At 47.2% G+C, this 13,186-nt stretch carries 10 protein-coding genes; 7 read left to right on the top strand and 3 right to left on the bottom strand.

What is annotated here, in order from left to right:
• Positions 1–14 precede the first annotated feature (14 nt).
• The 5 genes from DHX103_RS00230 to DHX103_RS00210 all read left to right on the top strand — a co-directional run bounded on the left by DHX103_RS00230 (position 15) and on the right by DHX103_RS00210 (position 5,177).
• Positions 15–1,148 (top strand): IscS subfamily cysteine desulfurase, encoded by a 1,134-nt coding sequence (locus DHX103_RS00230; RefSeq protein WP_422123275.1) that lies wholly within the window; start codon positions 15–17, stop codon positions 1,146–1,148.
• Positions 1,149–1,210: 62 nt separating this feature from the next.
• Entirely contained in the window at positions 1,211–2,350 is a 1,140-nt protein-coding gene (locus DHX103_RS00225) for a glycerate kinase (RefSeq protein ID WP_422123274.1), read from the top strand.
• Between the two features lie 537 nt (positions 2,351–2,887).
• Positions 2,888–3,457, top strand: coding sequence for a hypothetical protein (locus DHX103_RS00220; protein WP_422123273.1), 570 nt, complete (start codon positions 2,888–2,890; stop codon positions 3,455–3,457).
• Positions 3,454–4,575, top strand: coding sequence for an MGDG synthase family glycosyltransferase (locus tag DHX103_RS00215; protein ID WP_422123272.1), 1,122 nt, complete (start codon positions 3,454–3,456; stop codon positions 4,573–4,575). The genes DHX103_RS00220 and DHX103_RS00215 overlap by 4 nt, the downstream gene beginning before the upstream one ends.
• Positions 4,576–4,580: 5 nt before the next feature.
• Positions 4,581–5,177 (top strand): DedA family protein, encoded by a 597-nt coding sequence (locus DHX103_RS00210; protein ID WP_422123271.1) that lies wholly within the window; start codon positions 4,581–4,583, stop codon positions 5,175–5,177.
• Between the two features lie 445 nt (positions 5,178–5,622).
• Here the strand turns inward: DHX103_RS00210 and DHX103_RS00205 are convergent, their stop codons facing one another.
• Complete coding sequence (locus tag DHX103_RS00205) at positions 5,623–6,387, bottom strand: arylamine N-acetyltransferase family protein (RefSeq protein WP_422123270.1); 765 nt, start codon at positions 6,385–6,387, stop codon at positions 5,623–5,625.
• Between the two features lie 37 nt (positions 6,388–6,424).
• Positions 6,425–7,075, bottom strand: a complete 651-nt coding sequence (locus tag DHX103_RS00200; RefSeq protein WP_422123269.1) for a lysoplasmalogenase — start codon at positions 7,073–7,075, stop codon at positions 6,425–6,427.
• A gap of 297 nt (positions 7,076–7,372) precedes the next feature.
• Here DHX103_RS00200 and DHX103_RS00195 point away from each other — a divergent pair, with 297 nt between their 5' ends.
• On the top strand, positions 7,373–10,894 hold the full coding sequence (locus DHX103_RS00195) for a DUF6359 domain-containing protein (protein WP_422123268.1): 3,522 nt from the start codon (positions 7,373–7,375) through the stop codon (positions 10,892–10,894).
• A 75-nt stretch (positions 10,895–10,969) separates the two neighbouring features.
• Here the strand turns inward: DHX103_RS00195 and DHX103_RS00190 are convergent, their stop codons facing one another.
• Entirely contained in the window at positions 10,970–11,959 is a 990-nt protein-coding gene (locus tag DHX103_RS00190) for a two pore domain potassium channel family protein (RefSeq protein ID WP_422123267.1), read from the bottom strand.
• 163 nt (positions 11,960–12,122) lie between these two features.
• On the opposite strand from DHX103_RS00190, the gene DHX103_RS00185 reads away from it, so the two are divergent.
• Positions 12,123–12,818 carry an SGNH/GDSL hydrolase family protein gene (locus DHX103_RS00185; protein WP_422123266.1) on the top strand — a complete coding sequence of 232 codons (696 nt, stop codon included), beginning with the start codon at positions 12,123–12,125 and terminating at the stop codon, positions 12,816–12,818.
• Positions 12,819–13,186 lie beyond the last annotated feature (368 nt).

Here is a 13,186-nt window from a genome sequence, read left to right as displayed (position 1 = left end):
ATTTTGATGGATTCATGAGAACTTATTTGGACGCAGCGGCAACTTTGCCAATGCGGGAAGAAGCCTTGCAGGCATATTTGGAAACAGCCGAAAGTGCATTCGGCAATACACAAAGCCTTCATGACGCCGGCACCGAAGCGGCAAATTGGGTGGATTCCTGCCGCCGGATTTGGGGGCAATTATTGAATGGGAGAAAAGACGGTTTTTATTTCACCGGTAATGCTTCAGAAGGCAATCAATTGGCGATCCGTTCGTTATTGAAGGGTCGGCCGGAGCATTGCAGAACGATTCTGACGACGCCTTTGGAACATGCGTCTGTGCTGGCTGTTTTAGCTGAACTCGGGAAGGAAGGCTACGACATTGAATATTTGCCAGTGGACGACAACGGGCTTTTGGAAATGCCGGCGTATGAAAGCGCGGTAAATGACAACACGGCGCTTGTCGTCATGCAGCTTGTCAATTCAGAAATGGGTGCGATCCAGGATGTTGCCCGCTGCGCGACATACGCGGAGCAATTCGGTGTGCCACTCCACTCGGATATGGTGCAGGGCCTCGGGAAATTGCCGATCGATCTGAACGAGAGCGGCGTCGCCTCCGCCGTTTTTTCGGCGCATAAAATCGCAGGGCCGAAAAGTGTCGGCATCGTCTATTTGGATCCAGGCATCCACTGGCAGCCGGTTTATGAAGGAACGGTGCATCAAAACGGCTTTCGCGCGGGCACCGTCGATGTTCCTGGCATCGTTTCTGCGACGATTGCGGCAAAACACGCGGTGGCGGAACAAGCGGAAAATTACAGAAATGCTGAGGAGCTTCAAACTTTTTTGCTGCACAATTTACCTGAGGGCATCGTGCCAGCGGGAAATGCAGCCGTGAAATCGCCTTTTATCCAAGGGCTATTATTGCCACATGTTGAAGGGCAATGGATGATGCTCCAATGCAACCGCCATCAAATCGCGATTTCAACTGGCACCGCCTGCAAAATCGGAGCGGGTGAAGCGATGTCTGCGATGCTCGCCATGGGTGTCGCAGGCGATGCGGCGAGAAAATTCATCCGGATTTCATTTTACAAAGAGACCTCTATCGAAGAGATAAAGAAATTTTTGGCAGTCGTGGAACAATCATTGCTGGAGAGCGGGGCAAAAAAATAATTTGCAGCAGCAATGAATGACTGCTACGCTGTGATTAATTTATTGCCGATGGGAGGTTCGTTATGAAAATTGTGATTGCACCTGATTCATTCAAAGGATCTCTCACCAGTGTGGAAGCTTCCCGAATTATCAATGAGGCTATTTGGAATTTCGATCCATCTATCAATACCGTGCAAATTCCGATGGCTGATGGAGGAGAAGGGACGGTTGACGCGGTGCTGTGGAACCGCGGCGGGGAAAGGATCAGCTGTCTCGCACTTGATCCACTGGGTAGAAAGATGACGGCACAATATGGCTGGTTGGATGAAGATCGAACTGCAATTATCGAAACGGCCGCTGCTTCCGGTCTGCCTTTATTGAGCGATGCAGAATTGGATCCGGAGAGGGCTTCGAGCTTTGGCACAGGCCAACTGATAAAAGATGCACTGGATAGAGGTGCGGAAAAAATTATACTTGGCCTGGGCGGCAGTGCCACCATCGATGCCGGAACCGGCTTGTTTCAGGCGCTCGGAGTGAAATTTGTTGATGACAAGCAGGAGGAATTGCTCTGGATTGGCGGACAACTGGATCGCATCGCCGCCATCGACGTGTCGGGATTGGATCAGCGGCTGGAAGCGGTGCAGATTACCATCGCAAGCGATGTCAGCAATCCGCTCCTCGGAAACGACGGGGCCGTCGCTGTATTCGGGCCGCAAAAAGGTTTGGCAGCGAACCAAATTGAAAATTTCGAGAGGGGCATGCGCAGCTTTGCCGATATCACGACGCGCCAAACGGGTACAGCGTTCGCCGGTGAACCGGGGAGCGGGGCTGCTGGAGGCATCGGATATTTGTTGCGGACGTTGTTGAATGTTGAATTTCGGAGCGGCTTGGAAATGATATCGGAAGCGGCAGGGCTTGCGAAGCAATTGGAAGATGCGGATCTGGTGCTGACGGGGGAAGGGAAGATTGATGGCCAGTCGCTATTCGGCAAAGTGCCGGTCGGCATAGGCCGGCTGGCGAAAGAAACGGCTGTGCCAGTCATCGCTTTTGCCGGTTCAATCGGTCCGGGAACCGAACAGCTGGAACATGAAGGCGTCGCAGCGATCATGCCGATTTCTGACAGCCCCATGAGCCTGTCGGATGCCATGCTGAACAGTGAAAAGCTTCTATATAATGCCACCACACGGCTTATGAAAATCATTCAAATAGGCAAGAATATGTAACGTCAAATCGTTCATCCGGGAGGCAGCACTGCTGACTCTCGGATTTTTTTATATTATAAATGTTGAACTAAAGAGTCAGCATAAATATGACGCTTCTACGCTGAGAGAATTGCTTAGATATGGAGCAAAACAGCGAAGACGCCCAGGGGGCCAAGCGAAGCGCTGAGATCCACTCGGGCGAAGTGAAACGAGACCGAGTTAGCTCAGCGCGAGCCCCCAGGCAAGCGAAGCTGTTTTGCGGAATATCGTCTACTATAGATTTTTATTTCCATATTAATAAAATCTTAATAATTTTTTTGATTCTTTTTTGGCTGATTAGGACTATAATAATAAGTAAATCTAACAGAAAATTACATAATTTTATGAAACTTTACTCGCTTTCATTCGTTAAATTAATAAATGAGTCCTGAAGTATCCTAAGCCTCTGGTCGCATATAAACATGGCCCGGCGCCTGATGTATGTGTTTAAACAGAAATATAAACTTTGGTTAAGGGTATAGCTTGAAAAATTCGGACTGTATGCAAGGGGATGCTTAAATGGAAGTGTATATTGTGTTCACCGACACCAAAACAAACTTAGCCAGAATGATAAAGAACTGTACGGGCTATCCTTTCAGCCACGTATCGCTGTCCTTTACAAGGGATTTGAGCCGCATGTACAGTTTTGGCCGAAAAGAAACTGATAATGCGTTTATCGGTGGGTTCGTAAAAGAAGATGTCCAGGATCATCTTTTTCAGCGGGCGGACTGTGCTGTCTGCAAATTGGAATTGAACGAGGAGAGCTATCGCCGCATCTGGGGGTATGTGCAAAAGATGGAGCGGGAACAGGATTTGTTCAAATATAATTTCACCGGCTTGTTTGCGGTTGCGTTGAATTATAACTACAATCGGAAATATGCTTATTTTTGTTCGCAATTCGTTGCAGAGGCTTTGGCAGCGGGCGGCATCCGGCCAGTGGAAAAACCGCATGCGCTGATTACTCCCCGTGATTTATTTTCATCCGCTGATCTGAACCTGGTTTACCGGGGCGGGATGAGGGAATATCCATACCTGAATCCTGCAATTGAATTTGTCACGGCCGATACTTATCTGGAGGCGGTGCAATGAAGAAAGTACTGATTTTCCCTCTATTGAAAAGTATGCCTTCGGGCCATCACCAGGTGGCTGATGCGATCTGCGAAAGCATCCATGCAAATTCAGGGGAAATCGAATGCAAAAAACTGGATATTCTAAGTGAGTGGAACCCCCTGGTTGAAGGCGGTTTAACGAAAGGCTATCTTCAATGGATCCGGCATTTTCCGGAAACCTATTCCTGGACCTATCGCAAATTTGCTTACCGCAGCAAGGGGGAGCGTCCCCATAAAGCATATGAATTGCTGTTTCTGAAAAAAGTCAAAGAGATTCTTGCCAGGGAACAGCCGGACCTCATCATCTGCACCCACGGGTTTCCCTCCTTCTTCATCAATCGCTTGAAAGAAACGGGGCAGTGCAATGTTCCCGCTCTTAATATTTATACGGACTTTTTCATCAACGATGTATGGGGTTGCAGCCACATCGATTATCATTTTGTGCCAAGCCTGCAAATCAAAAATGAATTGGCGGCCAAATACAGCATTGATAAGAAGAATATTTTCATTTCCGGTATTCCTGTCAGCAGAAAATTTGAAGTAATAAATGAAGAGACTCCAACAATGGCAAAGCCGCCTTATCAGATTTTGATGTCGGGCGGAAGTGAAGGACTCGGCAATATTGTGGAAGTGCTTGAAAAAGGAAATAAAAAGAGAGCCTGCAAGGTCAGGATTCTATGCGGTGCAAATGAAAAACTTTTTGATGAAATACAAAGTATGGCAAGCGAATTTGCCGAAGCTTACCCGTACATTTCTTCCAAAGATGAAATGAACAGCTTATACAACTCTTCGGATGCGATCATCACAAAACCGGGCGGTGTGACGATTTCGGAAGCGCTCCGTAAAGGCTTGCCCATTTTCATATCGACAGCTTTGCCGGGACAGGAACAGGTCAATCTCGAGCTATTGGAGAAAATGGGACTTGTCTTTATTGTGCCGGAAGGGGCTGATGCAATTGAATTTGCCTGCCAGACACTGGATGATGAAGCAGGAATAAGGAATTATACCATCACGACTGAACAATATCTTGCTGATCTTGAGCTGAAAAATTCACACGAACAGTATAAGGCAATTGAATCCATGCTGGAGCGGGGTTGAGCGGGATGAACATCCAGGAAGTCGTACAACAGATCTTGCGGATTTTAGAGGATTTGGGACTTTTCGGCTTGTTTTCGGCCATATTTCTGGAGGGTGCTTCCGTTCCGTTTCCAGGCATTATTGCCGTATTGGCTTATGGCGGCCTGTTGGATCTGTCGATTGCCGGCATGGCGGGCATCGCAGCAATAATGGCCGTTATCTACAGCTTCGCCAGCTTGATTCCTTATTATATCGGCAATAAACTGGAGCATCTATTATGGAACAGAATCCGCAAAGGGCTTGATAAAGCAGGTCGGCTGTTCAAGCGTTACGGGGTATGGAGCATCGCTTTATCACGGCCATTCGGGATAGGCAATTACATTTCTTATCTTGCGGGGATCAGTGAAGTTCGGCTGAGCCAATATCTTGTCCTGACTTTTACAGGGATATTTCCGTGGTGTTTTGCGGTTTTATATCTGGGCGATTATTTGAATGGTAATTACGAGCGTTTTGTGGCGCTGTTCAATGAATACCGATTTGAATTCTACGGCACGGGCCTGCTCCTTGCCATCGTGTTTGTCTCTTATTCCGTATGGAGACGCAAGAAAAACAAAAAAGAGTGAAAACCCCCTTCATTTAAGAAGAGGGTTTTTCAGGCTGTCGAGAAACCGACAACTTCTCCAATCATTTCGCTCTAGGCGGACGCTTTCCTCGGGGAGCTAGTCCTGAGCCTCCTCGCTCGCTTCGCTCACTGCGGGGTCTCAGGACTAGCTCTGGTTCCCGATGGAGTCGCCGCCTGCCGCTTCATTCTGTTCTGTGCTGATAATGCAAGTGTTCACCTTCTCACATACAACACACCTAAACGTCTATTCCTTTATAGAAAAAGAGCTGAGATATGGAGCAAAACAGCGAAGACGCCATGGGGACCAAGCGAAGTGCTGAGATCCACTCGGGCGAAGTGAAACGAGACCGAGTTAGCTCAGCGCGAGCCCCCAGGCAAGCGAAGCTGTTTTGCGCAATATCGGCTTTCATTTTTACTTTCTCAACAAGGTCGAAAACCCTCTTCATTTAAGAAGAGGGTTTTTTTGTGTCGAGGATTATGCCGAATTCGTCTTTCAGCAATTGTATTTTTTCTGCTTGTGTCACTTCCCGCTTTTCTTTCCTGCCGTCAATTGTTCGGGTCAATGTGGTGTCGGTCAGTGTGATGCGGCCATCTGGTGTGGCTCGCGTGACAATGTCGTGGTGCGTAAAAGTCGATTCTTCCGAAACTTGATTGAAAATACAGCCTTCGTGGAAATCTTCCAATTGCTTCTCATCAAGTGTGAAACGGTAGAGGATTTTTTGCTCTCCATCATTTTCCCGCGACAATTGATAAATTCCTTGTTCTATTTCATCGATGCTGTATGTGCCGCTATTATCTGTATGGCGTTCGCCGCCAAGCGGGATAGGGCTGATCGTTGAATCGCCGAAACCGGCATCGACCAGGTAGGGTGCATCCAATTGCACAAGTATGGCGGCGTGGGTGCCCGGTTTAGTGAAGCTGCCATCCTGCTTTATGACGGTCGCCGAAACCATTTTGGCGTCAAAGCCTGACTGCTGCAGCAGCCAGCAAAACAAGCCGTTCAGTTCATAGCAAAAGCCTCCGCGTTTCTGATTGACCACTTTATCGTAGATGCTTTCAAGATTGAGATAGATGGGAACTTTCCGGATGACATCCAGGTTTTCAAACGGGATATGCTGCATATGAAGTGATTGCAGCCTTGCCAGGTCCTGTAAATAATTTTCTTCGAGGGGATAAGCGTCGAAACGCTGCAAATATTTTATCGGGTCCATATATTATTTCATTCCTTTCAAGCGTAAGCGTTCTGGCTTAGTTATTCCCGTTTGGAGGCGCCTGAAAACTTGCTACACTATGCGCTATGAAAAATTGTGCGCCGTAATATGTGGACATTATGGCCAGATGGGAAAAAGAGACTGGAGAAACGAACATATTCCAGGCCAGCACAGAATCCGACACGACAAAAAGAAGGCTGCCGATAATGAGCCAGCGGTTTCCGGTCATAACCGCGGACCAGGCCATGAGAATGATTGCAAAAATATAAAATAAAACAGGCAATATCAAAGCGGTATCTCCACTATCCTGCAAAGCTTCCATCATCCGCATGCCCATCACAATCCCGAAGATGCCGAGCGGTAAAATTGCCAGCATGCGGTAGAGGCTGTATTTCCATTGTGTCAGAAAAGCTGCTATGTAAAAAAGATGGCCGATGAGAAAAGCGGAAAGCCCGACAAGAAACCAGTGGAGTGTCGCATCACCAATGGAGCAGAACACGAGTCCTGTCAAGATCAGCCAATGAATCTTGAGTTTTTTGCGCGGCAACCTCTGATAAGCGTAAACAAAAATCAGCAGCATTGGAATCAGCTTGAAAATCAGCTTCAGCCAGAACGGATCAGCCGGAATGAAGAAAATATAAAGGATACTGGTTAATAGGATCGAAATGGCTAAAAAAGGTATTTTCATAATTAAACTCCCATCATTTCTATTGTCTATAGAGCTATTATTCTGCCTTACTGGAATAAATTCCTTTATTTTCCGGATTTCTTGAATAAACTTACTGTATCTTGCAGTTTATAACTGCAGAGGGAACTAAATATATAAAATAATTAACAGATTAATAGGAATATTAAATCAATACCTTTGTATACATCTCTAGGAATTCGGGACTATTGGGTATTTTTATTGAAAAGTTACAAAAATTTAACAAAGCATCAATTTCCTTCTTGTATAATTATGCTGTACGCAAATTAAAAAGAGGGAGTGACTAGTTTGACAAAAAGCTCAATTAGCAAGATTTTCCTCAGCCTTATGTTGGTGTTATCAGCAGCTTTGCCGTATATGGCAACTGCCGATGCGGCCGAACCGATTTCGGTGGAAGACGCAATCGCCAACAATTCTGGAACAGCCACGGTGAATGGTTATATCGTTGGGACCGCCACCAGCGGAACCAACTACGATCAGGAACCACCTTTTACAAGCGCTACTAATCTGGGACTGGCGGATTCGCCGGATGAAACAGATCCTGCGAAAATATTGCCTGTACAATTGCCATCCGGTTCGATCCGCAGCGGATTGAATTTGGTGGATAACCCGGGCAACTTTAAAGCTGAGGTAAATATTACAGGTTCATTGTCTGCATATTTCAGTGTTCCGGGACTTAGATCTCCGACTTCTTTCGAGATCCTTTCCGAGGGCGAAGCACCTCCAGAGGAACCTGAACCGACCATTGTTAATTTTTTGGCAGAAGCACGTACGATGCCTGGCGAATTGATACAGGTTGACGCTACGGTGACAACTGGAACAGGTTTCTGGGGTGGGAACGGATTTTACGTCCAGGATGAAACGGCAGGGCTTTATGTTTACACCACAAGCGCAACTGTTTCTCCTGGTGACACTGTCCGTTTGACGGGTTCTGTTTCCGAATACAGCGGTGAATTGCAATTGCAGCCGAATACGGTTGAAGTCTTGTCTTCGGGCAACGAACTTCCTGCGTTGCAAACGATCACACCAGCAGGCGTAAATGCAGAAACACAAGGTGAACGAATTGAATTGCGGAATGTCACTATTACAGACCTTGCGTCTGTTAACTCGTTTGGCACATTCCAGTTTTCAGCAGTTGCAGAAAACGGCGAATCGGTCACGATTCGCAACGATAACCGCAACGGCCTGGCGTTCGACCAGTTTACACGGCAATACAAAGAAGGCGATTTGGTCCACGTATCAGGAATCGCATCAAAATTCAATGCTGATTACCAAGTGAAGACGCTCGGCTTTGAGAGCTTTGATTTAGTCAATAAACCAGCTGTCTACGCTGACATTTTCCCGGGAGTTGTTTCGGAAGGAACAGAAATCATGCTCCAATCCGGATGGGAGGATGCGACGATCTACTACACAGTTGACGGCTCGACACCAACTGCCGGCAGCACGGAATACACAGCACCAATCGTTTTAACGGAAGACACGGAAATTAAAGCAATCGCTGTTGGCGATGAAACGTCGGAAGTATTCTCTTTTGAATACACCGTATTGAAAGTGACGGACCTGAAAATCCGTGACATCCAGGGTGACGGCCATTATTCGGATTACGAAGATGCGACTGTGAATGACATCACTGGCGTCATCACTCATTTCTATAATGGCGCAAACTTTGTCATCCAGGACCCGGATGATGATGGCGACTGGACGACTTCTGAAGCCATTATCGTCAACCGCTCGAGCGCGAGCAGCTCTTTCCAGGTCGGTGACGTGGTAACGGTCGCGGGTACAGTGGAAGAATGGTTCTATAAAGGCTATTCCGATATGAGAGACAACGATCTGCCGCTGACACGCATCCGTTCGACAGATGTTGTAAAATACGGCACAGCGGAACTGCCTGATCCAATCGTGATCGGTGAAGATATTTTCCCTCCGGCGCAAAATATTGATAATGACGGATTGACTTCATTCGATCCGGAAGAAGATGGCATTGATTTCTGGGAAGCGCTTGAATTGATGCGTGTCGAGATAGCCGACGCCCAAATCGTCGGTCCTCAAAATTACGGCGAAGTTTTTGTCGTATCTAAAAATGCGACGAACAATGAATTCCATAAACAGGGCGGCATCCTGCTCGCTGAAGATGATTTCAACCCGGAACGCATTACGGTGACGACAGGTGACGGCGTCATCGCCAAAGCAGGAGATACATTTGCTGAAAATCCGGTAGGAGTCTTGGGCTACGGTTTCGGCAACTATCAGGTTTGGACAGAAACAGATGAGATTCCTGAAATTCTTGACGGCGGCGTCGCTCCGGAAGAAACATGGATCGAAAATGCCGACGACAAATTGACGGTATCGACATATAATGTTGAGAACTACTCTGCAGACCCAAGTCACACATCAGACGCAAAAGCTCAGCGCATCGCTGAATCGTTTGTGGATGACCTGAATTCACCTGATATTATTGTTATGGTGGAAGTGCAGGACAGCGACGGTCCAATTGCATCTGGCAATAGTGATGCAACAGCAAGTTACGAACGATTGATCAAAGATATCAAAGAGGCAGGGGGCCCGGCTTATGCCTGGACCGATATCGCCCCTGAATACAATCAAGACGGCGGACAGCCAGGCGGAAATATCCGCGTCGGCTATCTTTACAACCCTGAACGCGTAACACTTTCTGAAGGAACAAAAGGAACGGCGACGCAGGATACGGAATGGGTGGACGGCGAATTGTCCTTGAACCCTGGACGCATTCAGCCGATTCCGATGCCGAATACACGCAAACCGATCGCAGCACAATTTGACTTCCAAGGCGAACAGGTTGTTGTAATCGGGGCACACTTGAACTCTAAAGGTGGGGACCAGGGCTTATTCGGCCAACACCAGCCTCCGGTCTTCGCTTCGGAAGTAGAGCGAATCGAATTGGCTACAGCGATTAACGAATTCATCCAGGAAGGGCTCGAGCAAGACCCGAACCTGAATGTGATTGTAACGGGAGATATGAACGATTTTGAGTTTACCCCTGCGATGGCAGCGTTGAAAGGCGATATCCTCACGAACAAAGTCGAGGATGTGCCACTTGAAGATCGCTATTCGTATTATTACCAGGGCAATTCACAGGTGCTCGATCATCTATTGGTGACGAATAACCTGGCGGAACGCACGGAACTTGATATGGTCCATATCAATGCAATGTTCATGGAATACCACGGACGTGCATCAGACCATGATCCATTGCTTGCGCAAATCAGCTTTACTGAACCGGAAGTTCCAGCAGTACCCGGGGAACAGGAAGCGGATCCTGACTTCAGTGGCGAAACAGCTGTCGTCACTGCAGGAGAATTCAACGATGAAGGTGAATTGACGTTAACATTCACTGAAGGAACAATTGACGAGTTGATCGACAGCGGTAAAGACCTGCTGATCGATATGCCGGAAGTGGACTTGACCTTAACAGCCGAAAACCTTCAACAATTGGCAGTGGCTGCAGGGCAAGGCTTCAATCTTGAACTGGCTGTCGACGACGCGGAGCTTGTGGACAAACGTCCAACAATGACGCAGCAGCTCAATATCGCAGTGACCGATCCGGAAGGAAATGAAATCGACATCGACTTCAAATCTGATTTCACTTTAACTTTCGCAACTGACAGCAAAGTGAAAGTCCAGTTCGGCGCTCGTGAAGATGTGAAAGGCAAATGGAAAATCATCCAGGGCGAACTGGATGGCAATTTCTTCGCGCTTAGCGTCAACGAGTTCGGCAACTATACGGTTGTGACGAATAAAGGAGAAGCTAAAAAGCGTTAAGTGAATAAAAAGGAGCGGCCCTGCAAGGCTAAATTTTGCCTTGCAGGGCCGCTTTTTGTATTGCTGGTGGTCGATTCAATCCGGCCAATTGCGGCCATTATCCTGCAGGCTTCCGAGCAAAGCGCTGCGGCGTTCCCTTAATCCCTCCATGGATGTCAGAAATTCTTCAGTTGAGACAACGGGCAATCCAAGTTCCCTCATTGTATCCAAATCGGGAACTGGTGGAGGAAATTCTGCCGGAGATACATAACCGTTGCGGAGCGTTTTGATAAAGCTCTCGATGGATGAACGGGCTTCGTGTACAAGCAATTGATTGGGTCCGTGGCCATCTTGAATGCCGTATTTAAAGACGGTCAACGCTTCATCCAGTGTAGCCACTGATACGGATAATTCTTCATCCCGCTTGCTGGAATGGTAATAATGGAGAATCGGGTAAGCGTTATGCATGGAAGTCAACGTGCTTAATTGGGATGAAAATGTATTGAGTAAAAGGTCGATATCCTGAAAATCTCTGCCATTCCAGGAATTGCTGATGAATTCCGTGACACTGTCGCCAATGCCTCGGACGCTTTCGGCAAACGCGCGCTGTTGGGTAACGGCATCGAGTACCGATAAAATATAGGTGACGCCCAAAGTGATGAAAACGAGGCCGCTCGCCGCAGTCAAAACGGCCAGGATCTGCCATATGCCTTCTTTCATGATGTAATCCCCGACGCCTAAGGTGAATAGCAGATAGCCGGAGACATACCATCTTTCCCACCAGCTGATGGGGTTGCTGTCATTGGTATCGATGAGCGAAGCGGGATCCGCTGCAAACAGCAGCGTCCAGCCTGTCCAAAACAGCAGGATCCAGGTCAGGAGTGTGGTGATTAAAATAAGGGGGCCGCCCATGCTGATGATGAAACTATTGCCTCTGCTGACCCATCGGATGCCGATCCAGAACATCAGGGAAACTCTTTTTGTGACAGGACCGGCACCGCCATCAGGCCACAGCGTCGTCCAGGCAAAATCAATTATTCCGAGCAACAGGAGTAGAATGCCTAAGATTGCATAGATTTCTGTCATCGTTTGGCTCCTTTACAGGATATTTGCAAAGCTCTTATAGAAATAATAAGTGAAATCGGGCCAGCTGCAAACTATTATGTATTATGCTGAGCTGTTCGTTTGATGCAAAAATACTATAATGATATAATTGTGTTAAAATAAACCGAAAAAGGATGTGCTTTGATTGAAAAAAAGACTTCTTTCGGGCGTCCTTCTGAACAAGACGCCATTGCGAACAATAAAAAAACACCATAAGGAAATTGCTGTAAATACAATTCTGATCCTAGGGGATTCTGTTGCCTATGGCTATGGCACGAAAGAAGGCATCGCAAAATATCTGCGGGAAAGCTTTCCTGAAAGCAAGGTGATTAATCTGGGCATTAACGGACTGACGAGCGACGGTTTGGCAGCACGGCTCAATTCCGGCAACTGGGATTCACATATCATGTCAGCAGACTTGGTTCTGATGAACATAGGAGGCAATGATTTGCTGAAGAGTTTTCGGAAGCTCGGCACTGTCGGCTTGATACGAAAATTTAAAACGGTCCGCGGCAATTACCGAAGAAATTTGCTTGAAATTTACAGCAAAGTCCGTCAAGTGAAGCCGGAAATATTAATTGTGCAGAATGATCTTTATAATTCGATGAAAAAAGAACATCAATACATGGGATTGACGAAGCTTTTATACCGCCGCTGGAACCGTGCAATCGGAGAGCGCGGTGTTATTATTTCCAAGACGAACAAAATGGGCAAAAACCCCGCGATTTGGCTCGACGGCATCCATCCGAATGACGAAGGCTATAAATTGATGCACGAATTATTGATCGACACATTGCGGACCACCGGAATTGCACTTCCGCATCATTCCAATGAAAAATAGCAGCATAAAAATGTAAACCGATATTCCGCAAAACAGCTTCGCTTGCCTGGGGGCTCGCGCTGAGCTAACTCGGTCTCGCTTCACTTCGCCCGAGTGGATCTCAGCACTTCGCTTGGTCCCCATGGCGTCTTCGCTGTTTTGCTCCATATCTCAGATCTTTTCTATAATTGAATAATCGTTTAAATGTGCTGCCAGTGATCAAGTGGACACTCACTATTCATCACAGAACAGAATGAAGCCGCAGGCGGTGGAGGGCAAAGATGTGCTCCTGCATCGCTGCGCTTCTTTTTTTCGAGTCAAATTTTCCGGTTACCGGCCGCGGTTTTGGGGTATTGCAATTTATACAGCAGATTTGCTGAAGAATTGTA

The organism is Planococcus daihaiensis (genome assembly GCF_049262615.1).
Classification (GTDB): domain Bacteria; phylum Bacillota; class Bacilli; order Bacillales_A; family Planococcaceae; genus Planococcus.
This window is presented reverse-complemented; position numbering and strand designations above follow the sequence as displayed.